This window comes from Micrococcus sp. EYE_212 (assembly GCF_023147585.1).
Taxonomy (GTDB): Bacteria; Actinomycetota; Actinomycetes; order Actinomycetales; family Micrococcaceae; genus Micrococcus.
The window spans coordinates 20,047-41,684 of record NZ_JAHXOZ010000017.1 but is presented as its reverse complement, the minus strand read 5'-3'; the positions used below and the strand labels follow the sequence as shown (position 1 = coordinate 41,684).

Genomic DNA, 21,638 nt, shown 5'->3' with positions numbered 1-21,638 from the left:
AGCGGTGCTCACTCTATCGCCTCTGCACCCCGCGCCGGAGCCTCTGCGAGCGGATGCCATGATGGATCCATGTCCCGCCCCCGCCGCACCCGTGCCGAGATGGATGAGCTAGTGCTCGCTGTCGGGCGGCGGCAGCTGGCCGAGCACGGCGCCGCCGGACTGTCCCTGCGCGAGGTCGCCCGCGAACTCGGGGTGGTGCCCTCCGGCGTCTACCGGTACGTGGCCAGCCGCGACGAGCTGCTCACCCGGCTGCTGGAGGACGCCTTCTCTTCCCTGGCCGATGCGGTGGAACAGGACATCGCGGGAATCACCGAGCCGCGGACCCGGATGCGGACGCTCGCCCACGCCATGCGCACCTGGGCGCTGGCCCACCCGGCGCAGTGGGCGCTGATCTACGGCTCACCGGTTCCCGGCTACCACGCCCCGGCCGAACGCACCTCAGGCCCCGGGCTGCGGTTGACCCGGCACGGTCTGCAGGCCGCCGCCGACGGCGCCTTCCGAACCCCCGGCACCGAGGACGACGACGCCGCCCGGCTCAGCCCGCCGTTCGTGGCGCAGGCCGTCGAGGAGCTTCAGGTGGAGGCCACGGCGCCTCAGGTCACCGCGGCCACCCGTGCCTGGACGGCTCTGCTCGGTGCGGTCAGCGCCGAGGTCTTCGGCCACTTCGGGCCACTGTCCCCCGACGACGGCGCCGCGCTGCTGGAGGCGGCCCTTGAGATCCACCTGGACTGATCGTCACCGGGCCGCAGCCCGTCGGCTGCGCGTTCCAGCCCAGGCGCTCAGACCCAGACGCGGGTGAACGGCTCGCCGCGCACCAGGGTGTGGTGCCACTCGACGGCGGTCGAATCGGTGAGCGAGGCGATCTGGTCGATCAGCACGCGGCGCCGGGCTGCGTCGTCGGGGGCCTGCGCCCAGTCGAACGCGAACATCGGCTCGAGGTACCGGTCCCCCGTGGCGTCCAGCAGCGCCACGAGCTCCGCGAGCACCTCGCGCTGCCGCGCGTAGAGCGGCTGGCGCTGCTCCGCGGTCATCACGTAGGCCGCCGCGATGCCCTTCATCACGGCGATCTCGGTCTCCGTCTCCTCGGGCACCACGACGTCGGCGCCGTGGCGGGTCAGCGGCTCGTTGCCGAACACCTGGCGCGTGGCGTCGAAGGCGGCGCTGCAGAACCGGCCGATCAGCTGACTCGTCATGTCCTTCATCGCCGCGAGCGCCCGCCGGGAGCCGTCCATCTTGGAGACCCACACGTCGGTGGCCTCGAGGCGGGCCAGGGCCGCGTCGACCTCGGCCGGGTCCGTGTGCGGCAGGTACCACTGGCGGGTGGTCTCCACGACGCGCTCCCGGTGCTCCGGGATGGCCAGCCACTTGAGCTGGAACGCGGCGTTGACCACGCCGTCCTCGACGTCGTGCACGGAGTAGGAGATGTCGTCCGCGAGGTCCATGACCTGGGCCTCCATGGACTTCCGGGGGCCGGGCACACCGGCGCGGAACCAGCGGAACACGGGCAGGTCGTCCGCGTAGACGCCGAACTTGCGCGAACGCGTGCCGTCGGGGCGCAGCGGGGCGTCCTCACGGGTCCAGGGGTACTTGCACGCGGCGTCGAGGGCGGCGCGCGTGAGGTTCAGGCCCGCGGAGGAGCCGTCCGCGAAGAGCTTCTTCTGCTCGAGGCGGGCCAGCAGCCGCAGGGTCTGGGCGTTGCCCTCGAAGCCGCCAACGTCCTCGCTGACCGCGTCGAGCGCCTTCTCCCCGTTGTGCCCGAAGGGCGGATGGCCGAGGTCGTGGGACAGGCAGGCGGTGTCCACGAGGTCGGGGTCGCAGCCCAGCGACCGGCCGAGTTCACGCCCCACCTGGGCCACCTCGAGCGAGTGCGTCAGGCGGGTGCGGGCGAAGTCGTCCGCGTCCGGGGCGACCACCTGGGTCTTGGCCCCCAGCCGACGCAGGCCCGCGGAGTGCAGCACGCGGGCACGGTCCCGCTCGAAGTCCGAACGGTAGGAGGACTTGGGCGGCTCGGGCAGCCACCGCTCCCGGTCCCACGGCGTGTAGCCGGGGGTCTGCACAGCGCGGCCGGCGTACGGGGGCCGGCCCTCGGAGCCGAACAGCACCGGCTGGTGGGCGGCCCCGGTCCAGGGCGACGACGGCGAGGCGGGCCCGTACGCGGCGGCGCGCGCCGGCGTCGTGGGCTCAGCCACCGGAGACGTCCAGCTCGGCAGCCGAGATCATGGCCTTCTGCTCCGCGTTGAGCTCGCGGGAGTCCAGCCAGCCGTCCGGCAGGTGGGGCCGCTTGGGGGCGCCGGAGCGGCCGCGCGGGCCCTCGGCGTCCAGGCCCGGGTACGGCTGCTCCCGGTCCACGCGCGCGAGGATCTCGCGCATGGCCTCCAGGGTGGGCACCGTGGAGAGCGCCGTGCGGATCTCGGAGCCCACGGGGTAGCCCTTGAAGTACCAGGCCACATGCTTGCGGATGTCCCGCAGCGCCTTGAGCTCGTCCCCCTCGAAGGTGTCCACGAGCAGCTCCGCGTGGCGGTACAGCGTGTCCGCCACCTGCCCGAGCGTGGGCTGGAAGCGCTCCTGACGTCCCTCGAACGCGGCCTGCAGGTCCCCGAACAGCCACGGGCGGCCCTGGCAGCCGCGCCCGATCACGACGCCGTCCACGCCGGTCTGCTCGACCATCGCGATCGCGTCCTCGGCGGACCAGATGTCCCCGTTGCCGAGCACCGGGATGTCCGGCAGCGCCTCACGCAGGCGCGCGATGTCCTCCCACACGGCGGTGCCGGAGTAGAACTGGCGCGTCGTGCGGCCGTGGAGCGCCACAGCGGCGACGCCGAGGTCCCGCGCGGTGCGGCCGGCGTCGAGGAAGGTGAGGTGGTCCTCGTCGATGCCGCGGCGCATCTTGACGGTGACCGGGATGTCCTTCTTGGAGGCCTCCGTCACGGCGGCCTTCACGATCGAGGCGAAGAGCTCCGACTTCCAGGGCAGCGCGGAGCCGCCGCCGCGGCGGGTGACCTTGGGGACGGGGCAGCCGAAGTTCATGTCGATGTGGTCGGCGCGGTCCTCCTCCACGAGCATGCGGACGGCGGCGCCCGTGGTGACGGGGTCCACCGAGTAGAGCTGCACCGAGCGGGGCACCTCGTCCGGATCGTGCTTGATGATGCGCATGGACTCGGGCTTGCGCTCCACGAGGGCGCGGGCCGTCACCATCTCGTTCACGTAGAGGCCGCCGCCGTACTCGCGGCACAGGCGGCGGAAGGCCGTGTTGGTGATGCCGGCCATCGGCGCGAGCACCACGGGCACGTCCACGGTGATGGGGCCGAGCTTCAGCGCGGGAAGGCTCAAGCGGTCCGTGGTGGGGGCCGCGTGGCGGCCCTCGTGCAGCTGCTCGTCGTCCGCGATGCGGCGGCCGGCGCCGGCGGCCTTCGCGTAGTGGACGGCGTTCGGGTCGGCGGCGCGGGTGTCCGAGGCGGGCCGCGCGGCGGTGTCAGGGGTGGCAGTCATATCCCGCCCATTCTCCCAGACCGCGCGAGGGACGCGTCAGGCCGGTGGAGGGACGGCGTCCAGCACCCGGATCTGGGCGGCGAGCGCCCGGGCGAACTCCCCGTACCGCTCCCCCGGGACGGGGCTCGTCCGCACGCCGAGGAACTCGTCCGGCCAGCCCTTGGCGTACCGGCGCGGCAGGCCGAAGCGGTCTGCGAGCGCGAGTTTCACGGCCGCCGCGCCCTTGCTGCCGCCGCCCGGGTGCGCGGAGACGCGGACGGGGTCCGCCGCCGTCGCCTCCATGGCCTCGCCCAGGGCCCGCACCCGCGTGATCCACGCCGGCTCGACGTCGGCGCCCAGCCCGGCGGGGTCGAGATCGCCGGGGAGCATGGAGACGCCGACGGTGGCGTGGAAGAGCGGGGAGCGGCACCGGACGGGGAGGACGTCCACGACGAGGCGGCGGCCGTCGTCGGCGAGGGACCCGTGCAGGCGCAGGTGGGGGTGACTGGGCTCCCCCGGGTCGGCCTCGACGTCCCAGCCGGGGCCGAGGAGGCGGGTCAGGTCCGCGACGAGCTCGGGGAGCCCGGCGCGGACGGCGGCGTACACCTCGTCGGCGGAGGGGGTGCCCTCGGGCGTCTCAGCCACGGCCGTCGAGCAGCGCGAGCATCTCATCGAGCCCGAAGGTCCGGGCGACCTCGCGCGCGGAGGGTGAGCCGCCGTCGGGGTCCGCGCCCGCGGCGAGGAGGGCCCGTACGGCGTCCTCGTCCTTGCGGAAGGTGGCGCAGCCGAGGGCGTCCTGGCCGCGGTCGTTGACGGCGGCGACGTCGAGGCCGGCCTCGATCAGCATGCGCACCGTGTCCGTCTGCCTGTAGTACGCGGCGAGGGTGAGGAAGGTGTCCCCGCTGCCGTTGCGCAGGTTCCGCTTCAGGCCCTGGTCCAGGTACGCCTTGAGGGTGGCCGTGTCCCCGTTCCGTGCCAGGTCGAAGAGCTGCGCGGCCAGCTCCATGGACTCCTCGCTCCACTGCTGTGTCATGGGTCCATTCTCCCGCACGCGGGCGGGTGGATCCGGGAGGGCCGGCGAGGACCGGCGCCGGGCCGCGGCACCGCCTGACGGCCGGGCCGCCGGACCGGCGGACCGACCCATATTCAATCGACCGACCCCTATGGGGGCTGTTTCGTGAATAAGGGTCGGTCGGGTGGGCGGGAACCGGTCGAGCGGGATGGGACCGGACGGCCCCGGCGGCGGACCCACGCCGCACCGAAACGCACTCCGGGAACAACCGCCGGTCTTTCAAGGTTTAAACACCCATGACCAAGAAGCACCTCGGATTCCTCAACTTCGGGCACTGGATCCACCGCCCCGCCGTGGACCGCGTCCCCGTCGAGCCCGACGCCGGGCAGGCCCTGCGCGACGTCGTGCAGATGGCCGTGGACGCCGAGGCCGCCGGCCTGGACGGCGCATGGATCCGCAGCCACCACTGGCAGCAGATGTTCTCCTCGCCCTTCCCGATCCTCGCCGCGATGGCCGCCCGCACCGAGCGCATCCACCTCGGCACCGGCGTGATCGACCTGCGGTACGAGAATCCCCTGTCCATGGCCGAGGCCGCCGCGACCACGGACCTGCTTGCCGGCGAGCGCCTCGAGCTCGGCATCTCGCGCGGCTCACCCGAGGCCGCCGCGGACGGCCAGCACCGGTTCGGCTACGACCTCGCCCCCGGCGAGACCTGGTCCGACGTCGCCTGGGAGCGCGGCCGCCGGTTCATGGAGGGCATCTCGGGCGCGGGCATCGCGACGCCGGACCTCTCCTCCGGCTGGGCCCACACCTCCCGGCCCCTGCGCATCGAGCCGCACTCCCCCACGCTGGCGCAGCGCGTCTGGTGGGGTGCCGGCACGACCGCGACCGCCGTCCGCGCAGGCGAGGCCGGGTACGACATGCTCTCCTCCACCCTGCTCCTCGAGGACGACGGCCGCCCCTTCCACGTCCAGCAGGCCGACCAGATCGCCCGCTACCTCGAGGCCCATGCAGCGGCCGGCCACCACGACGGCGTCAGCCCCCTCGGGCGCACCGGCGCGCCCCGGACGGCGGTCACCCGCTCCGCGTTCGTGATCCAGGACGACCGCGACGAGATGTACTTCGGCCACGAGCGAGCCTCCCGGGAGTCCTCGGGGCGCCTCGACGGCCGCCGCGCCGTCTCCGGCCCGACCTACGCGGGCACGCCCGAGGAGGTCGCCGAGCAGCTGTCCGCGGACCGGGCCGTCCAGGCCGCCGACTGGGTGCTGTTCGCCAACCCGAACCAGCTCGGCCCGGAGTACAACGCCCACCTCTTCGAGGGCTGGGCGGAGGTCTGGAGGCTCCTGGGCTGGGACCGCTGAGGCCCGCGCGGGGAGGGTCACCCGCGGGACGGAAGCATGTCCCCTCGGCCGGACCGACCCTTATTCACCGAAACACCCTCATAGGGCTCGGTCGGCTGAATATGGGTCGGGCGGTCGGGCGGTCGCTCGGTCGGACGACCGGCCGACGGCCAGTCCTGCGCGCACGTTGTGCTCAGGCGCTGACGGCCCGACCGCCTCCGGAGGCCCCGCGTCCGCGGACCACGAGCACCGCGAGCGCGACGCCGAGCGCCGTGAACCCGACCGCCAGCAGGCCGACGCCGCCCACGTCCCCGATCCGCGTCTCCCCGTACTCCGGGTCGAACATGGTCACGAGCGCGGCCGCGGTGATGAGCCCCATGAGGGCGGCGCCCACCAGGTGGACGACCTTCAGGGCGCCGCGGTCGTGGGCGGCCGCCGTGAGCGAGGAGATGGTGAAGTACGCGCCCACGAAGATCGAGAGCATCTCGATCGAGTCCCAGAAGATCCCCGGCACCACCAGCGCGAGGGCGAGCCAGGCCACCGCTCCCGCCGCGGAGGCGACCTCGGCGGTGCGCAGCGGGGCCAGGGCGGAGGGCAGGTGCCCGCGCTCGGCCATGGCGGAGACGCCCCGCGCCGTCGGGATGAGGGTGGAGCCGAGCGCCATCACGCAGGAGACCACGACGCCGGCCACCACCACGGGGTGCACCAGGGCCTCCGCGGCGTCGGGGTGCGGGGAGGCGCCGAGCAGCGAGAAGACCAGGAAGATCGCCACGAGCAGGACGAGGGAGACCGCCGCCGCCCGGCGCGGCACGCCCGGGTGCGACTCCTCTGAGAGCGCGTAGACGGCGTCGAAGCCCCAGAACGCGAACACGGCCAGCAGCACGGCGTGGAGCCAGTCGGTCGCCGTGCCGGTCATCGGGGTCAGCGTGGGCCCCACCCTCAGGAACACGGACACCAGCACGACGGCGGCGGCCACCTGCACGAGGACGCCGGCGGTCTGGACGGCGGAGGTGATCCGGACGTTGGTCGAGCTGACGGCGGTGGCCACGGCGATGAGGACCGCGCCGGCCAGGGCCTTGGCCCACGCGGGCAGGCCGGGCAGCCAGGCGTCGAGGGCGACGTAGGCGAGGCCCGACGTCGCGACGACGCCGGTGACCGCGAGGCAGTACCCGCCGATCCACCCCATCACCGGGTGCGAGCGGACCGCCCACGCGTAGATGGAGCCCTTGTCCGGCTGCCGGTCGTCGTTCTCGGACATGCCGGCCCACACGAGCACGATGGGCACGAGGGCGAGCAGGTAGGCCAGGGGCGCGCCCGAGCCGACGAGGCCCACGATGAGGGGCACCGTGACGACGGCGGAGTAGACCGGCGCCACCGAGGACGTGGACACGGAGACGGACTGGTGCGTGCTGAGCATGGGCGGCGGGGATCCTCGGGGAGGTCGGGCGCGGGCGGGTGGGAGGCGTTCGGGTTCGGGTGCGGTTGGGCCCTGCGGGAGGGCGCGGTCAGCCGCGGATGATGTTGGGCACGAAGCGGCAGTACGGGTCGGTGATCGGGCCGTCGGACTCGCGGATGCCGACGCCGAAGCACTCGTCCCCCACCATCCACGTGCCGAGCACGGGCCGGTTGGGCCGGCCGTCCGGCCCGGGGAAGTCGGGCAGGCGGTGGTACTGCTGGAAGACGTGGCCCTCCTCTCCCCAGCGGCCCGGGTCGGAGGAGGTCGTGACGTCCGAGGAGACGATGCGGATGCCCGCGCCCTCGCGGCCGTGCAGCGGCTTGCGCACGTACTCGGTGAGGCCGCGGACCTCGTTGAGGTAGGTGGGCAGGAGAAGGTCGTCCCCGGGGAAGAGGTGCCACAGGGCGGCGGAGAGCGCCTTGGTGGAGAGCAGCATCTTCCAGGCCGGCTCGATCCACCGCACGTGCTCGTCCAGGGCCAGGCGCGGGCCGAACCGCTCGTGGGCCATGTCCTCCCACGGGTAGAGCTTGAAGATGCCGGTGAGGTAGCGCAGGTCCGCGCCCGTGAAGCGCAGCTGCTCGGTGTCGAAGCCGATCTGGCTCATCAGGAGCGACTCGCAGGTCAGCCCCGCCTGCTCGGCGGCGTCGCGGAGGCAGGCCACCGTCATGGCGTCCTCGCCCGTCTCGTCCAGCTCCGTGTGGGCGAAGTGCACGCGCGGGCTCTCCCCCGCCGCGAGCTCGGGGGCGTAGATCTCCCGCCAGCGGTCCACGAGGGCCTCGAAGATCCCGTTCCACTGGTCCACGTCCTCGCCGAAGACGTCCTGCTTCCAGAACCACTGGGCGACGGCGGCCTCGATCAGCCCGGTGGGCGTGTCCGCGTTGTACTCCAGCATCTTGGGCGGGGCGTCCGGGCCGGAGTAGACGAGGTCGAAGCGGCCGTAGAGGTGGGGGTCCCCCCGCTCGAGGGACTCCACCGCGAGGACGACCGCCTCGCGGGGCAGGCCGAGCGCACGCCAGGGCGATCCGGCGATCGTCTGCTCGGACGCCAGGAAGCGCGCGGCCTCCATGGACATCGCGTGCAGGCGCTCGGAGGCCTGCTCCAGGAGCATGACCTCGTCCATGGTGAGGACGTAGGCGGCGGACTCGTTCCAGTACTGCAGGACGGAGCCGTCCGGCATGAGCGTCGGGGAGAAGACGAGCCCCTGGGAGGCGACCTTCTCCTCCCAGTCCGGACGCGGCTCGGTGCTGATGCGCTGCACGGTGCTCTCCTCCTCGTCGCGGCGCGGCTCAGGAGCCGGCGCCGCCTCCCTTGGTGCCGAAGCCGCCCTTGGACACGGTGCCGGCCTTGGCGAACGAGCCGCCAGAGGCCGGGACCTTCGTCACCGAGCGCCCCGCCGGGGCCTGGGTGGTCCCGGCGCGCAGCGGGCTCCCGACGGCGGGCACGGTGCGTCCGCCGGAGAGCGGGATGAAGAACCAGCCGTAGCCGCCACCGTAGTGCGAGGTCTGCTGCTCCTCCCCCTCGGCCGCCTGCTCCTGGCCCTGGGCCGCCTGCCCCTCGGCGATCGAGGGGTCCTCGCACCACTGGTCCTCGATGCGCTCGCCCGTCTGGGTGTCCTGGCAGACCTGGGCGTAGTCCTGCTCCAGCTCCGCCGGGGCCGCGACGGTCTCCCCGAACTCGTTCGTCCACCCGTTCTCCTCCGAGGGCGCGGACTCGATGGAGGACTGCGAGGACTGCGAGGTCACCGCGACGCCGGTCATGGCCGCCGCGAGCGCGAGCGTCCCGCCGATCACGATGGCCTTGGACGCGCGGCGGCGCTTCGGATCGCGCCGGGCTGTCGCCCCCGCGGGCGGCAGCCGCGTCGCCGGCTCGTAGGGCGAGTCGCCCGTCGCCGGACGCCACGGCGTGCCGCCGGCCTCCGGTTCCCGGCCCTGGTCCTCAGTCGTCATCGAACTCCCCCTCCAGCGCCCGCTCCGCGAGGCGCTCCTCCCCGGCCTTCTCCCAGACCTCCCTGGCCGCCGCTCCGTTGAGGAGCACGAGGCCGATGCCCAGCAGGATGTCAGGCCAGCCCGATCCGGTCCAGCGCGTCACGCCGGCGAGCACCAGGATGGCCGCGCCGGCCACGAGGTCGTTGCGGGCTGCCAGGTAGGCGGCCGCCGTGAGCGAGCCGGCGTCGCTCCGGAAGCGGGCGAGGATCACGGTGCACACCAGGTTCACGGCGATCGCGCCGAGAGCGGTCCAGAACAGCGGTCCGGCGGCGGGCGGCTCGGGGTCGCCGGCCTTCAGCACCGCCATGACGAGCGCCGCGACGGCGGGCAGCAGGATGATCCCGGCGAGCACGCGTCCGACGGTCGCCTGACGCGCGGCCGACCAGCCGAGCGCGACGGCGATCAGCAGGTTGACGGCGAAGTCCTCGAAGAAGTCGACGCCGTCGGCGGCCAGGGACACCGAGCCGATGGCGAACGCCACGAGCAGCTCCGCGACCATGTAGGCCAGGTTGAGCCCGGCCACCCAGAGCACGGCCCGCCGGAGCGCGCTCCGGCGGGCCGCGTCCGGCGCAGCGGTCTCAGTCGGCGTCATCGGCCAGCACGAGGGTGTCCAGGACGGGCTTCGCGGCGCCGCCGGCGATCAGCCCGTCGATGATCCGCTCCAGGGGGCGCATGGCCTGGTCCACCTCGAGCTGCACCGGGTGCTGCGCCACGAGCAGCGCGAGCAGGTCGGCGACCGCCTGCAGGGCGTCCGCCTCGGACAGCTCCGGGTCCCAGCCGAGGAGCACGTCCGCGGGGGCGTCCTGGCGCTGGGCGGTGTAGGAGACGGCGAACGCGCGGATCCTCCCGCCCTCGGCGCGCGGGGCGTCCCGCAGCACGACGGCGCCGGCAGCCCCGGTCGCGGGGCCGAGCAGGAGCGTCTGGGCGGAGCCGACGGTCATGTGCGCCGGGTCCCAGTCGTGCGTGGCCTGGTAGAACGCCACGACCGCCTGGGTCAGCTCCACCGATCCGGTGGCCGTCTCCTCCAGCACGACGCCGTCCGGGTGCTCCTCGTCCCGCAGCGCGGGCAGGTCCACGGCCCCGGGGGCGACGGCGACGCGCCGCGAGCGCTGCACGGGCGCGAACCCCTGCGCGGTCAGGAACGCCTCGGTGGCGGCGGCCAGCTCGGCCGTCGCGGCGCGGGTGCCCTCGGCGGTGGCCTCCTCCGCGACGCCGACCAGCGCCTCGCGCGCGAACCGCGCCTTGAGCGCGGTCGTGGGGACGAGCCCCTCCGCGTGGGCCTGCTCGGCGAGCCCGCGCAGCGCGGCCAGCAGCGCGCGGGCGATGCCGCGGCGCCGCTCGGACGGGGCGGTCTCCACGTACAGCCACAGTCGCCGCGGGTGCAGCGAGGACGCGTAGACCACGCCCGCCGCCACCGGGACGCCGTCGGCCTCGGCCACGAGGGAGCGGCGCCACGGCACGTCTGCGTCGTCCGCGAGCATCGCGCGGTCCTGGTGCTGCTGCGCGTTGGCGGGGTCGCCCCACACCTCGAGGAGGGCGAGGTCGACCCCCGAGCGCCACGGGCGCAGGGTGATGTCCGCGGGCAGGGCCGCGCCGCCGTCGTCGGTCACGCCGTGTCCGTCCCGGCCATGCCCCTCCAGATCCCGCCCGCTCACTTGGTGAGGCGCTCGGCGAGGTAGGCCTTCACCTGGGAGAGGGCCACGCGCTCCTGCGCCATGGTGTCCCGCTCGCGGACGGTGACGGCCTGGTCCTCGAGCGTGTCGAAGTCCACGGTGATGCAGAACGGGGTGCCGATCTCGTCCTGGCGGCGGTAGCGGCGGCCGATGGCACCGGAGTCGTCCGTCTCGATGTTCCACTCGCGGCGCAGCTCGGCGGCGAGGGCCTGCGTGGCCGGCTGCAGCTCCTCCTTCTTGGACAGCGGGAGGACGGCGGCCTTGACCGGGGCCAGACGCGGGTCGAGGCGGAGCACGGTGCGCACGTCCGTGCCGCCCTTCGCGTTCGGCGCCTCCTCCTCGGCGTAGGCGTCCACGAGGAAGGCCATCATGGAGCGGGTCAGCCCGAAGGAGGGCTCGATCACGTACGGCGTGTAGTGCTCGCCGTTGGCCTGGTCGAAGTACTGCAGCTTGGTGCCGGAGGCCGTCGTGTGGCTCGAGAGGTCGTAGTCGGTGCGGTTGGCCACGCCCATGAGCTCGCCCCAGCCGTCCCCGCCGCCGAAGCCGAACTTGTACTCCAGGTCGATGGTGCCGTCCGAGTAGTGGGCGCGCTCCTCCGCCGGGACGTCGAAGCGGCGCAGGTTCTCCGGGTCGATCCCGAGGTCGATGAACCAGTTCCAGCAGGCCTCGACCCACGTGTCGAAGTGCCGCTGGGCGTCAGCCGGCGGCACGAAGTACTCGATCTCCATCTGCTCGAACTCGCGCGTGCGGAAGATGAAGTTGCCGGGCGTGATCTCGTTGCGGAACGCCTTGCCGATCTGGCCGATGCCGAACGGCGGCTTCTTCCGCGAGGCGCCGAGCACGTTGAGGAAGTTCACGAAGATGCCCTGCGCGGTCTCGGGGCGCATGTAGTGCAGCCCCTCCTCGTTGTCCACGGGGCCGAGGAAGGTCTTCATGAGGCCGGAGAACATCTGCGGCTCGGTGAACATGCCCTTGGTGCCGCAGTCCGGGCAGACGATGTCCTGCATGCCTTCCGGGGCACGGCCCTTCTTGGCCTCGAACGCCTCGACCAGGTGGTCCTGGCGGTGGCGCCTGTGGCACTGCTGGCACTCCACGAGCGGGTCCGTGAAGGTGTCCACGTGGCCCGAGGCCTGCCAGACCTGCCGCGGCAGGATGATGGAGGAGTCCAGGCCCACCATGTCCTCGCGCGAGCGCACGAAGGTCTTCCACCACTCCGCCTTGATGTTCTCCTTCAGCTCCACGCCCAGGGGCCCGTAGTCCCACGCGGAGCGCGAGCCGCCGTAGATCTCACCGGCCTGGAACACGAAGCCGCGGCGCTTGGCCAGGCTGATGACGTTCTCGAGCGGGGACTTGGCAGCCATGGGGGCATCACTTCCGTGCACATCGGGGGCGGGAGGGGTTCACGACGACGGCGGCCCGCCGGGTCCTCGCGCTCACCCTGCGCGCGGCGCGGGCGGTCTCGGACGGCCGGGCCGGTCGATGCGGACCAGCCTACCGGCCACAATGGACGTCATGACCGATGCCCACAGCCATGACGAGTCCCGCGCCACGGGGACCGACGCCACCGCCGTCGACGTCCCCGAGGACGCTCAGCCCCTGCCGATCCGTGACACGATGATCCGCCTCGGCCAGGCCCTCAAGCTCGCCTCCCTCGTGGAGGACGGCGCGATGGCCCGGGACGTCGTCGCGGACGGGATGGTCACCGTGAACGGCGCGGTCGAGACCCGCCGCGGCGCGCAGCTGCACGACGGCGACGTCGTCGAGTTCAACGGCGAGGCCGTGGTGATCGAGGCGGAGTCCGCCGAGTCCTGAGCCTCAGCGGCCCTTCAGCACCGTGTGCTGCAGGTATTCGCGCACGTGGCCGAGCTCCTGCTGGTTGATCGCGTGGGGCAGGCCCGCGTAGACGATCTTCATGAGGTCGGTGTGCGCGGTGAGCCACGCGTGGGCGGACTCGATGCGGGCCTCGGAGATGACCGGGTCGTCCTGGCCACGGCCCCAGAAGACCTTCGGCGTGAGCCGGGCGACCTCGTCGTCGCGGATGAAGAGGCCCTCGAGGCCGGGCTCGGCGAGGTCCGGGTCGATCACGAAGCCGGAGAGCGCGACCGTGCACGCGTAGGCCTCCGGGTCCAGGCGCAGCAGAGCGGTGGCCAGCGCCATGCCCTGCGAGAAGCCGAGCAGGGAGACGGTGCGGAAGTCGCCGCGCACGGTCTGCACCCACGCGTGCAGGTCCTCTGTCGCGCGGCGGACGGCCGGAGCGTCGTCGGAGCCGATCTCCCCCGTCACCGGGTCCTGGGAGAGCGGGAACCACGCGTGCATGCCGGGCTGGAGGGTCAGCGGGGCGCGGACGGCGGCCACCGTGAACGGCTCCGGCAGCTGGGGCACGAGGCCGAAGAGGTCGTGCTCGCTCGCGCCGTAGCCGTGGAGCAGGATCAGCAGGTGCTCGGTGCGCTCGCCCTCGGGGCGGGACCAGCGGACGACGGGCTCGGGGCTCGGGGCGGAGGGGGTGTGGGAGGGCTCGGTCACCGGCTCAGCCTAGCGATTGACCGTGGGTCGGCCCCTGGAGCAGACTGCTACCCGTGAGTAACACCATCGTGCCGCCCGTCCACGATCAGCCCACCGGTCACCCCTGGCGCCGCTACGTGGCCCTCGGCGACTCCTTCACGGAGGGCATCGGGGATCCGGACCCGGACCAGCCCGGCTACCACCGCGGCTGGGCCGACCGCGTGGCCGAGGAGCTGGCCCGCCACGCCGAGGGGCCGGAGCCGTTCGCCTACGCGAACCTCGCCGTGCGCGGCAAGCTGATCGACCAGATCGCCGCCGACCAGGTGGACCCGGCCATCGAGCTGGCCCCGGATCTCATCAGCATCTGCGCGGGCGGCAACGACATCCTGCGCGGCGCCGACCCGGACGACGTCGCCCGCCGCCTGGACGCCGCCGTCGGGAAGCTCGCGGGAACGGGCGCCACCGTGCTCCTGTTCAACGTGACCGACGTCCGTGACACCCCCGTGCTGGGACGCATCCGGGGGAAGGTGGCGATCTACAACGAGAACGTGCGCACCGTGGCGCTGCGCCACGACGCGCTCGTGCCGGACATGTGGTCGCTCAAGCAGCTCTCGAGGCCCGAGATGTGGGCGGAGGACCGGCTGCACTTCTCCCCCACCGGGCACCACACCATCGCGGCGATGGTGCTGGACACCCTCGGCGTCGAGCACGATCTGGAGCCCCTCCAGCCCAAGCCGGCCGCGCCCCGGACGTGGCGTCAGGCCCGCGTGTCCAACGCCAAGTGGGCGCGGGCCCACCTCGCGCCGTGGGTGATCCGACGCATCCGCGGCGTCTCCTCCGGCGACGGGGTCAGCGCCAAGCGCCCCGTGCCCGAGCCGCTGTTCGGCGTGGAGATGCCGCACGGCTCGGACCACACGGAGTCGCTGCCGGTCACGCCGCCCGCCGAGCCGGCCTCCTGAGCGGTCAGAGGGCGAGGGTCTCCTTCAGGGCGTCGGCGACCTGCCCGTACTCGGTGAGGAACCCGTCATGGCCGATCGGCGAGACGATCGTGTGGACGGGCACCTCGCCGGGCAGCAGCTCCGCGAGCAGCGCCGACTCCTCGGGCCGGTACAGCCGGTCGGAGTCGACGGCGGCCACGAAGGCCCGCCCGCGGAAGCGCCCCAGCGCCTCGGACAGGCTCCCCCGCCCGCGGGCGACGTCGTGGCTCATGAGCGCCTCGGTGAGCACGAGGTAGGAGTTCGCGTCGAACCGCGCGGACAGCTTCGCGGCCTGGTGGTCCAGGTAGGACTCCACCGCGTAGCGTCCCTGCCGCCTCCCGACGGCGGCCCCGAACGGGTCCTCCGCGCCTTGCGGCTCGCGGCCGAAGCGGTACTCGAGCTCCTCGGCCGTGCGGTAGGTGGTGTGGGCGATGCGCCGGGCGATCCCGAGGCCCGTCTCGGGTCCGGGTCCGCCGTAGTAGTCGCCCTCGCGGTGCGCCGGGTCGAGCCGGATGGCCGCGGCCTGCGCCTGGCCCCAGGCGATCTGGTCCGCCGAGGACTGCGCCGTCGAGGCGAGCACCCCGACGCCGGCCACGCGCTCCGGGTGGGAGACCGCCCATTCCAGGGCGCGGGCCCCGCCCATCGACCCGCCGATCACGGCCTGCCACACGTCGATCCCGAGGTGGTCGGCGAGGCGGCGCTCTGCCTCCACCGCGTCGCGCAGCGTGAGGAACGGGAAGCGCGAGCCCCACGGCACGCCGTCGGGGTCGGGCGAGGACGGGCCCGTGGAACCGTGACAGCCGCCCACCATCGCGGGGGCGACGACGAACCAGCGGTCCGTGTCCACGGCGCGGCCCGGGCCGACGAGCGCCTCCCACCAGCCCGGCGTCGGGTCCTCCTCGTGTGCGGCCACGTGCGAGTCGCCCGTGAGGGCGTGCAGCACGAGGACCGCGTTGGAGCCGTCGGTGTCCAGGGTCCCCCACGTCTCGTACGTGAGGGTGACGTCCGGGAGGAAGCCGCCGGTCTCGGTGGTCAGGGGCCCGACCGAGACGGTGTGGCGGGCGCCCTCGGGGAGGCCGACGGTCAGGGACGGGCGGCTCGCGACCGCGGTCATCGGGTGCCCTCCCCCGCACCGGCCGCCGCCGCGAAGCCGCGCTCCAGGTCGGCGAGGATGTCCTCGGCGTCCTCCACGCCCAGCGAGAGGCGCACCAGCCCGGGCGTCACACCGGCGGCGCGCTGCTCGTCGTCGGTGAGCTGGGCGTGCGTGGTGGAGGCCGGGTGCACCACGAGCGAGCGGACGTCGCCGATGTTGGCCACGTGGTGCAGCAGCTCAAGCCCGTCCACGAACGCCGCGCCCGCCTCGGCGCCGCCCGCGATCTCGAAGGAGACGAACGCGCCTGCGCCGCGCGGCAGGTACCGCTGCGCCCGCTCGTGCCACGGGCTGGAGGGCAGGCCGGCGTAGACCACGGAGTCCACGTCGTCGCGCGCCTCGAGCCACTCGGCCACGGCCGTCGCGTTGGCCACGGCGCGCTGCATGCGCAGGGAGAGGGTCTCGAGGCCGAGATTGACGAGGAAGGCGTTGAACGGGGAGATCGAGGAGCCGTAGTCGCGCAGCAGCTGCACGCGCGCCTTGAGGATGAACGCGAGGTTGGCGCCCAGGGCGGAGCCGACGCCCAGGTCCCGCGCGTAGACGAGGCCGTGGTAGGACTCGTCCGGCTCGTTGAACCCGGGGAAGCGCTCGGGGTGCTGCGCGAAGTCGAACGTGCCGCCGTCGACGATCACGCCGGCCATGGCGGCGGCGTGCCCGCCGAGGTACTTCGTGGCCGAGTGGGTGACGATGTCCGCGCCGTGCTCGATCGGGCGCAGCAGGTACGGGGTGGCCAGCGTGTTGTCCACGATCAGCGGCACGCCCGCCTCGTGCGCGACGTCGGCCACCGCCCGAACGTCCAGCACGTCGCCCCGGGGGTTGCCGAGGGTCTCCCCGAAGAAGGCCTTGGTGTTCGGCTTCACGGCGGCGCGCCAGGACTCGATGTCGTCCGGATCGGTCACGAACGTCGTCTCGACGCCGACCTTGGCGAGGGTGTGCTTGAACAGGTTCTGCGTGCCGCCGTAGAGGCTCGCCGAGGCGACGACGTGGTCCCCGGCTCCGGCGACGTTGAGGATCGAGAAGGTCGTGGCCGCCTGGCCGGAGGCCAGCAGCAGCGCGCCCACGCCGCCCTCGAGCGCGGCGATCTTCTCCTCCACCGGGGACTGGGTCGGGTTGCCGATGCGGGTGTAGAGCGGGTCCAGGTCCTTGAGGGCGAACCGGTCCGCCGCCACCTCGGCGGAGGGGAAGTCGAACGAGGTCGTCTGGTAGATGGGCAGGGCCGTCGCGCCGAAGGCGTGCTGGCCGGGGGCGGCGCCGGCGTGGACCTGCGCGGTGGAGAAGCCCCACGCGGCGGCCGGGGTCAGGGGCGTGGTCTCGGCGGGGATGTTCTGGTCGGTCATGGCGGACTCTCCTGAGCTCCTCAGGGGCCGGACCCGCGTCCCTCCCGGCGGTCGGTGCTCCGGGTCGACCCGGCGCCTCGCGCCGGGGGTGCCCCGGCGTCGTCGAGAGGGGCCGAGGGGACGGCCCGCGCTTGCCGGCAGCCCGTGTGGGAGCCGGCCTGGTCGTCACCCGGGGCACCCCACCGCGGAAGGAGGGTTGCCGGTCAGCATGCCGGGGCAAAGACGCTGACTCTCGTGACCGTGCCGCCAGTGTGCCACGGGTGCGGGGTCGATTTCATCGGGCGTGTCACACATGGATACGCTGTGAATCACAGGGGCGGCTCGGTGGTCAAGGGGCCGACGGCGCCGCCCTCCCATCGCGTTCGACGCCCGGCCCGCCCGGGGGTTCGGAGAGGAACAACGCCGTGAACACCTGCCGGATGGACCACGTCTCCTACGCCGCCGGGCCCGAGGGCCTCGAGGCCACCGTGGAGCGCCTCGTCGAGACCCTCGGCATCGACCGCATCAAGGGCGGCGTGCACCCGCGCTTCGGCACCCACAACGCCCTGTTCCCCATGCGGAACGGGCAGTGGCTCGAGGTCGTGGAGGCCATGGACCACCCGGCCTCCCTCAGCGCCCCCTTCGGTCAGCTCGTCCGCGCCCGCTCCGAGCAGGGCGGCGGCTGGATGAGCTGGGCAGTCTCCACCCCGGACATCGGCCGCTTCGAGCGCCGCCTGGAGCGCGAGGCCGTGCCCGGCATCCGCCGCTTCCCCGACGGCCGCGAGCTGTCCTGGCGCCAGATCGGCATCAAGGGCACCCTCGCGGACCCGCAGCTGCCGTACATCCTGCGCTGGGCCGACGGCCAGGAGGACATGCACCCCTCGCAGGCGGCCGAGCCGCAGGCCACCATCGAGCACCTGAACATCGCCGGCTCCCCCGAGCGCCTCGCCGAGTGGCTCGGCGGCGAGGACGAGGACGGCCAGGTCCAGGACGTGAACATCGAGTACGTCGCGCCCTCCGGCACCCCGGGCATCGTCTCGGTGACCTTCACGACTCCCGCGGGCCCGGTCACCCTCTGACCCCTCCTCCCCGCCCGGACGGACCACGACGACGCCGGCCCCGCCTCCCCGAGGCGGGGCCGGCCTCGTCCGGGGCTCAGACCCCGAGCAGCCCTGCCTCGTGCAGCAGCGGATACGCCACGAACCCGGCCGCGTCCAGCAGGAAGTGGGCGAGGACGAGAGGCATGACCCGGCGCGTGCGCAGCAGCACCAGGGTGAACACCACCCCCATGAGCGCGTTGCCGATGCCCGGCCCCACGCCCTGGTAGAGGTGGTAGCTGCCCCGCAGCACGGCCAGGGCGAGCACCACGGTCCAGATGCGGGCCGGCAGGACGAGGCCCGGGCCCTCCGCGGCGGGCGCGGGGGCTCCGGCGCGCCGGGCGGTGTGCAGCCGCTGGAGCCAGCCGAGGCGGTCGACGAGCCAGACCCCCACGATCACCTCCTCCACGAGCGCGTGCCGCGCGGCCGAGAGCAGCAGCACGGGGACCTGGTACCAGGTGTCGTCGAGGGCGGCGGCGACGATCGCCGTCGTGACCCCGGCAGCGCGGCCGGCCGCGTACACCGCGAGCGTGCCCAGGCCGATCCCCACGAACAGCGCCAGGCCCCAGGCGAGGTCGCGGCCCGGGCGGCGCAGGTCCAGGCCGAACGCGCGGAACGGGTTCCGCCCGCGCAGCCACGTCAGGTGCAGCACCAGCAGCACGGGGACGAGGGCGAAGCCGATGTCCAGCAGCTGGTAGGTCAGGTCGAAGCCCCACCGCGGGCTGAGCGCGGGGTTCAGCACCGTGGTCTGCTCCCCCAGCGGGGCACGGGTGGCCTTGTCGATCAGCTGCACCACCGCGTAGACCGCGGAGCGGCCGAGGGAGAGCCCGAGCACGATCGCGATCTCCCAGCGGACCGTCCGGGCGGACGGGGCGGGCAGCGCGGGCCGGGCGGCGGGGGCGGCGTCGGAACGGAGGTCGGGGCGGCCGATCATGCGGGCCAGTATCCCCCGCGCGCCCGGACGCTAGCGTGGGGACATGACCTCCTCCCCCGTCGCGTCCGAGCTCGAGCTGGCGGCCGAGGCCCTGACCCGGCTGCTCCCGGACGTGCCCGCCGCGCTCGCGGACCGGCTGCGCGCCGCCGCGTGGTCGGCCGGGCACGTGGTGGAGTCCGGCCAGTTCCACCGCGTGCTGGTGCTCGACGGCCTGGCCGTGCTGCGCATGGCCCGGGTCAGCGAGGCCGGCGCCCCGGTCGGCGCGGCCTGGGCGCCCGAGGACTCCCCCGCCGCCCACCTGCCGCGCCGCGTGGGGCTGGTGACGGCCCTCGCGGACGCGGGCCTGCCCTTCGCGGTGCCGCGTCCGCTGTCGGCGGTGCTCCGCCGGGACGACGACGCCGGCCGCCCCCTCGCCGCGGCCGTCCTCCAGGCGTTCGTGCCGGGGCAGCCGCACCCGCCCCACGAGGGCGACCCGACCGTCCTGCGGGGAATCGTGGACGCCCTCGACACCGTGGACGTGACCGACCCGGCCGTCGCGGCGGGACTCGGCCCGGCGTTCGCGTTCCGGGGTCCGTGGACCGCGGAGCGCGTGGCGCGCGTGGGGCGGCTGGGCGCGTCCCTGCCGACAGAGCACGCCGGAGCGCTACCGGCGGACTGGGCCGGCCTCGTCGCGAGGATCGCGGGGGCGGTGACGGCGTGGGCCGCCGCGCCCCCGGACGGGCCCGCGCTGGTGCACGGGGACCTGGCCGGGCACAACATGCACTGGGTGCCCGCCCCGGACGGGGACGACGTGCGGTGGGAGCTCTCCGGGATCCTGGACTGGGACCTCGCCCACGCCGGCGACGGAGCCCGCAACGTGGCCTACCTGGGGATCTGGCACGGCGAGGAGCGGATCGAGGACATCGCCCGCACGCCCGCGGAGGCCCGCCGGGCCCGCGTGTGGCTGGGCGCCGCCGGCCTGGACTCCCTCGACGACGCCGCAGCCCGCCAGGAGCTCACCGGCCGCGCCCCCCGCTGGGGGCGGCTGCTGCGCAAGGTGGTGCCGCGCATCGAGCGGGCGTCCTGCGCCCTCGCGGGGCGCTGATAGGCCGCCCGTCAGTCTGCACGTCCCGCTCAGGACCCTCTCTCCGACGACCATGCCGTCATTGCGCCTCCGGGGGCAGGCGACTGAGACGGCCCGACCACCAGGGTGTCCTGCAGCCTCCGGGGACACGGCGATCCGACGAAGTCCGGAGCGACGGGCGCCGCCGGGCTCAGTTGATGTTGATCGCGATCCATCCGCCGGTGGACGGGAAGTTGGAGACCACCAGACCGGTGTACCCGTTGGCCGTGGTGAAGGTGCCGTAGCTGCCGGCGGTGCGGCCGAGGGCCGCGGCGGTGCCCCCGGAGTAGTAGTTGGAGAGGTAGTAGGCGTTACCCACAGCGCAGTAGCTCGTGTTGACCGCCCAGCTGCCGGTGAGGGCGGTGCCCGCCCAGCTGGTGGGACGGGTTCCTGAGGCGGTCCGATCCTGTGTCGTGGACTGAGAGCGGTTGCCGAGCCAGGTGAACGTGAACACGTCGTAGGTCTGCGTGATGCCGTCGGGGCTCCTCAGAGTGTCCGTGCGGCGGGTCGGCGCGCTCCAGTTGGCATCGGTGCGGTTGGTGAAGGTGAACGGCTGCGCAACGTTCGCGACCATCCCACTGGGGTACGCGACTACGAGCTGCACGGGGTTGGCCAGTGTGGCCGTGGTCCGCGGCGAGAGGCCGGATCCGTCGGTGCGTGGCATCTCCACGATGGAGAACCCCAGGGGCGAGGTCCCGAAGCGCTCCTGGTTGGACAGCGAGAGGCTGGAGAGCCGAAACCCGGAGCGACCGTACGTGGTGTTCGTGCAGCGGTCGCCGTTGTTGACCAGGGAGGTGAAGATCGACCCACGGAATCGATAGGCCAGCGTCTGCGAGGGGCTGACGGCGAAGGCGGGGGCGGCAGCGGCGGCGGCGATGGCCGGGGCGGTCCACGCCAGCCCCTGCGCGACGCGACGACGAGTCAACTGGGTCATGAGGGTGCTCCTGGGGTGAGAGTCGAGTGACGGCAGAGGTGAGAGTCGAGGTGACGGCAGAGGTGAGAGTCGAGGTGACGGCAGAGGCGTGTGTCGCACCCTCGGGTCCACTTTGTTCCGGATCTCAGTTTTGCCACCTCAAACTTTACCTCAAGTAATCACCGCACATGACGTTCCGATGGCGGGGAGGGGGAGCACTGCGGCCCCTCGCAGCGTTCGCACAGCAGAACGGGGCGGACCGTCGGATTCGACGCCCCGCCCCGTTGCCTGTTCCCGTCATGCCGGTACGGTCACGGCCCCACTGCGGAGCCGCTACCACCCTCTTCGCGCGAGAGGCAGACACGATGTACACCGGGTACCAGCACCCGTTGAGGCAGGTCCACTGGGAGGCCGACTCGATCCGCTCGTCCTCACACTGCTGGTGGGTCGTGGACTCCACCAGTGCGATCCAGCGGTACAGGCGGTACGAGTAGGTGTAACGGACTCGCACGGGCTCGCCGCCGTACATGCCGGTGCCCACGTACTCGCGGCGGTAGTAGTCGTAGGTGACCCGGGTGATCACGAGCTGGCGGTACGTGGTGGAGCCGGTGGCCGCCGAGGCGGCGGGGGCGATCAGCGCGGCGCCGACGGCGCCGAGGCCGGCGCCCAGCAGAGTGCGTCGACATGTCATGGGAGGGACCCCTTCTCTCGGA

22 protein-coding genes and 1 riboswitch are annotated in these 21,638 nt (G+C 73.5%); of the genes, 6 read left to right on the top strand and 16 right to left on the bottom strand.

Annotated elements, in window-relative coordinates:
* Window positions 1-69 precede the first annotated feature (69 nt).
* The gene (locus KZX60_RS10445; protein WP_248118205.1) at window positions 70-732 is read left to right on the top strand and encodes a TetR/AcrR family transcriptional regulator; all 663 of its coding nucleotides are present in this window, start codon (window positions 70-72) and stop codon (window positions 730-732) included.
* A gap of 47 nt (window positions 733-779) precedes the next feature.
* Here KZX60_RS10445 and KZX60_RS10440 read toward each other — a convergent pair whose 3' ends face one another.
* The 4 genes from KZX60_RS10440 to KZX60_RS10425 all read right to left on the bottom strand — a co-directional run bounded on the left by KZX60_RS10440 (window position 780) and on the right by KZX60_RS10425 (window position 4,501).
* A complete protein-coding gene (locus tag KZX60_RS10440) occupies window positions 780-2,057 on the bottom strand; it encodes a deoxyguanosinetriphosphate triphosphohydrolase (RefSeq protein WP_248118220.1) in 1,278 nt (425 codons plus the stop codon).
* 124 nt (window positions 2,058-2,181) lie between these two features.
* Entirely contained in the window at window positions 2,182-3,489 is a 1,308-nt protein-coding gene (gene dusB / locus KZX60_RS10435; protein ID WP_248118203.1) for a tRNA dihydrouridine synthase DusB, read from the bottom strand.
* A gap of 36 nt (window positions 3,490-3,525) precedes the next feature.
* On the bottom strand, window positions 3,526-4,113 hold the full coding sequence (locus tag KZX60_RS10430; protein ID WP_248118201.1) for a hypothetical protein: 588 nt from the start codon (window positions 4,111-4,113) through the stop codon (window positions 3,526-3,528).
* Entirely contained in the window at window positions 4,106-4,501 is a 396-nt protein-coding gene (locus tag KZX60_RS10425; RefSeq protein WP_248118199.1) for an ankyrin repeat domain-containing protein, read from the bottom strand. Before KZX60_RS10425 ends, KZX60_RS10430 begins: the two co-directional genes overlap by 8 nt.
* A gap of 275 nt (window positions 4,502-4,776) precedes the next feature.
* On the opposite strand from KZX60_RS10425, the gene KZX60_RS10420 reads away from it, so the two are divergent.
* Window positions 4,777-5,841 carry an LLM class flavin-dependent oxidoreductase gene (locus tag KZX60_RS10420; RefSeq protein ID WP_248118197.1) on the top strand — a complete coding sequence of 355 codons (1,065 nt, stop codon included), beginning with the start codon at window positions 4,777-4,779 and terminating at the stop codon, window positions 5,839-5,841.
* A gap of 172 nt (window positions 5,842-6,013) precedes the next feature.
* Here the strand turns inward: KZX60_RS10420 and KZX60_RS10415 are convergent, their stop codons facing one another.
* From KZX60_RS10415 to KZX60_RS10390, 6 genes are all read right to left on the bottom strand, one after another.
* Entirely contained in the window at window positions 6,014-7,237 is a 1,224-nt protein-coding gene (locus tag KZX60_RS10415; RefSeq protein ID WP_248118194.1) for a hypothetical protein, read from the bottom strand.
* Between the two features lie 88 nt (window positions 7,238-7,325).
* Entirely contained in the window at window positions 7,326-8,534 is a 1,209-nt protein-coding gene (locus tag KZX60_RS10410) for a glutathionylspermidine synthase family protein (RefSeq protein WP_248118192.1), read from the bottom strand.
* Window positions 8,535-8,562: 28 nt separating this feature from the next.
* Window positions 8,563-9,222, bottom strand: coding sequence for a hypothetical protein (locus KZX60_RS10405; RefSeq protein WP_248118190.1), 660 nt, complete (start codon window positions 9,220-9,222; stop codon window positions 8,563-8,565).
* Window positions 9,212-9,853, bottom strand: a complete 642-nt coding sequence (locus KZX60_RS10400) for a cation transporter (RefSeq protein ID WP_248118188.1) — start codon at window positions 9,851-9,853, stop codon at window positions 9,212-9,214. Before KZX60_RS10400 ends, KZX60_RS10405 begins: the two co-directional genes overlap by 11 nt.
* Window positions 9,840-10,871, bottom strand: coding sequence for a GNAT family N-acetyltransferase (locus KZX60_RS10395; RefSeq protein WP_248118185.1), 1,032 nt, complete (start codon window positions 10,869-10,871; stop codon window positions 9,840-9,842). Before KZX60_RS10395 ends, KZX60_RS10400 begins: the two co-directional genes overlap by 14 nt.
* Before the next feature lie 41 nt (window positions 10,872-10,912).
* A complete protein-coding gene (locus KZX60_RS10390) occupies window positions 10,913-12,295 on the bottom strand; it encodes a glycine--tRNA ligase (protein WP_248118183.1) in 1,383 nt (460 codons plus the stop codon).
* A 151-nt stretch (window positions 12,296-12,446) separates the two neighbouring features.
* Between KZX60_RS10390 and KZX60_RS10385 the strand changes: the two genes are divergently transcribed.
* On the top strand, window positions 12,447-12,746 hold the full coding sequence (locus tag KZX60_RS10385; protein ID WP_282442800.1) for an RNA-binding S4 domain-containing protein: 300 nt from the start codon (window positions 12,447-12,449) through the stop codon (window positions 12,744-12,746).
* Window positions 12,747-12,749: 3 nt separating this feature from the next.
* Here KZX60_RS10385 and KZX60_RS10380 read toward each other — a convergent pair whose 3' ends face one another.
* Window positions 12,750-13,457, bottom strand: coding sequence for a phospholipase (locus tag KZX60_RS10380; RefSeq protein ID WP_248118181.1), 708 nt, complete (start codon window positions 13,455-13,457; stop codon window positions 12,750-12,752).
* Between the two features lie 53 nt (window positions 13,458-13,510).
* Between KZX60_RS10380 and KZX60_RS10375 the strand changes: the two genes are divergently transcribed.
* The gene (locus tag KZX60_RS10375) at window positions 13,511-14,395 is read left to right on the top strand and encodes an SGNH/GDSL hydrolase family protein (protein WP_248118179.1); all 885 of its coding nucleotides are present in this window, start codon (window positions 13,511-13,513) and stop codon (window positions 14,393-14,395) included.
* Window positions 14,396-14,399: 4 nt separating this feature from the next.
* Here the strand turns inward: KZX60_RS10375 and KZX60_RS10370 are convergent, their stop codons facing one another.
* Window positions 14,400-15,527, bottom strand: coding sequence for a homoserine O-acetyltransferase (locus KZX60_RS10370; RefSeq protein ID WP_248118177.1), 1,128 nt, complete (start codon window positions 15,525-15,527; stop codon window positions 14,400-14,402).
* Window positions 15,524-16,900, bottom strand: coding sequence for a bifunctional o-acetylhomoserine/o-acetylserine sulfhydrylase (locus tag KZX60_RS10365; RefSeq protein WP_248118174.1), 1,377 nt, complete (start codon window positions 16,898-16,900; stop codon window positions 15,524-15,526). The genes KZX60_RS10370 and KZX60_RS10365 overlap by 4 nt, the downstream gene beginning before the upstream one ends.
* Before the next feature lie 122 nt (window positions 16,901-17,022).
* Window positions 17,023-17,140, bottom strand: a riboswitch (SAM riboswitch).
* A 164-nt stretch (window positions 17,141-17,304) separates the two neighbouring features.
* Here KZX60_RS10365 and KZX60_RS10360 point away from each other — a divergent pair.
* Window positions 17,305-17,958 carry a VOC family protein gene (locus KZX60_RS10360; RefSeq protein WP_248118172.1) on the top strand — a complete coding sequence of 218 codons (654 nt, stop codon included), beginning with the start codon at window positions 17,305-17,307 and terminating at the stop codon, window positions 17,956-17,958.
* A gap of 76 nt (window positions 17,959-18,034) precedes the next feature.
* On the opposite strand, the gene KZX60_RS10355 is transcribed toward KZX60_RS10360, so the two are convergent.
* Window positions 18,035-18,910: a CPBP family intramembrane glutamic endopeptidase gene (locus KZX60_RS10355; protein ID WP_248118170.1), complete on the bottom strand. Its 876-nt coding sequence runs from the start codon at window positions 18,908-18,910 to the stop codon at window positions 18,035-18,037.
* A gap of 43 nt (window positions 18,911-18,953) precedes the next feature.
* Here KZX60_RS10355 and KZX60_RS10350 point away from each other — a divergent pair, with 43 nt between their 5' ends.
* Window positions 18,954-19,994: a phosphotransferase gene (locus KZX60_RS10350; protein WP_073115838.1), complete on the top strand. Its 1,041-nt coding sequence runs from the start codon at window positions 18,954-18,956 to the stop codon at window positions 19,992-19,994.
* A 169-nt stretch (window positions 19,995-20,163) separates the two neighbouring features.
* Here KZX60_RS10350 and KZX60_RS10345 read toward each other — a convergent pair whose 3' ends face one another.
* A complete protein-coding gene (locus tag KZX60_RS10345) occupies window positions 20,164-20,946 on the bottom strand; it encodes a hypothetical protein (RefSeq protein WP_248118168.1) in 783 nt (260 codons plus the stop codon).
* 145 nt (window positions 20,947-21,091) lie between these two features.
* On the bottom strand, window positions 21,092-21,616 hold the full coding sequence (locus KZX60_RS10340; RefSeq protein ID WP_248118167.1) for a hypothetical protein: 525 nt from the start codon (window positions 21,614-21,616) through the stop codon (window positions 21,092-21,094).
* Window positions 21,617-21,638 lie beyond the last annotated feature (22 nt).

Bases quoted from the DNA above. Each gene is read 5' to 3' on its own strand.
- KZX60_RS10400 (WP_248118188.1), bottom strand. From the start codon at position 9,853: ATGACGCCGACTGAGACCGCTGCGCCGGACGCGGCCCGCCGGAGCGCG.
- KZX60_RS10425 (WP_248118199.1), bottom strand. From the start codon at position 4,501: ATGACACAGCAGTGGAGCGAGGAGTCCATGGAGCTGGCCGCGCAGCTC.
- KZX60_RS10370 (WP_248118177.1), bottom strand. From the start codon at position 15,527: ATGACCGCGGTCGCGAGCCGCCCGTCCCTGACCGTCGGCCTCCCCGAG.
- KZX60_RS10445 (WP_248118205.1), top strand. From the start codon at position 70: ATGTCCCGCCCCCGCCGCACCCGTGCCGAGATGGATGAGCTAGTGCTC.
- KZX60_RS10350 (WP_073115838.1), top strand. From the start codon at position 18,954: ATGACCTCCTCCCCCGTCGCGTCCGAGCTCGAGCTGGCGGCCGAGGCC.
- KZX60_RS10365 (WP_248118174.1), bottom strand. From the start codon at position 16,900: ATGACCGACCAGAACATCCCCGCCGAGACCACGCCCCTGACCCCGGCC.
- KZX60_RS10345 (WP_248118168.1), bottom strand. From the start codon at position 20,946: ATGACCCAGTTGACTCGTCGTCGCGTCGCGCAGGGGCTGGCGTGGACC.
- KZX60_RS10385 (WP_282442800.1), top strand. From the start codon at position 12,447: ATGACCGATGCCCACAGCCATGACGAGTCCCGCGCCACGGGGACCGAC.
- KZX60_RS10415 (WP_248118194.1), bottom strand. From the start codon at position 7,237: ATGCTCAGCACGCACCAGTCCGTCTCCGTGTCCACGTCCTCGGTGGCG.
- KZX60_RS10390 (WP_248118183.1), bottom strand. From the start codon at position 12,295: ATGGCTGCCAAGTCCCCGCTCGAGAACGTCATCAGCCTGGCCAAGCGC.
- KZX60_RS10405 (WP_248118190.1), bottom strand. From the start codon at position 9,222: ATGACGACTGAGGACCAGGGCCGGGAACCGGAGGCCGGCGGCACGCCG.
- KZX60_RS10420 (WP_248118197.1), top strand. From the start codon at position 4,777: ATGACCAAGAAGCACCTCGGATTCCTCAACTTCGGGCACTGGATCCAC.
- KZX60_RS10340 (WP_248118167.1), bottom strand. From the start codon at position 21,616: ATGACATGTCGACGCACTCTGCTGGGCGCCGGCCTCGGCGCCGTCGGC.
- KZX60_RS10355 (WP_248118170.1), bottom strand. From the start codon at position 18,910: ATGATCGGCCGCCCCGACCTCCGTTCCGACGCCGCCCCCGCCGCCCGG.
- dusB (WP_248118203.1), bottom strand. From the start codon at position 3,489: ATGACTGCCACCCCTGACACCGCCGCGCGGCCCGCCTCGGACACCCGC.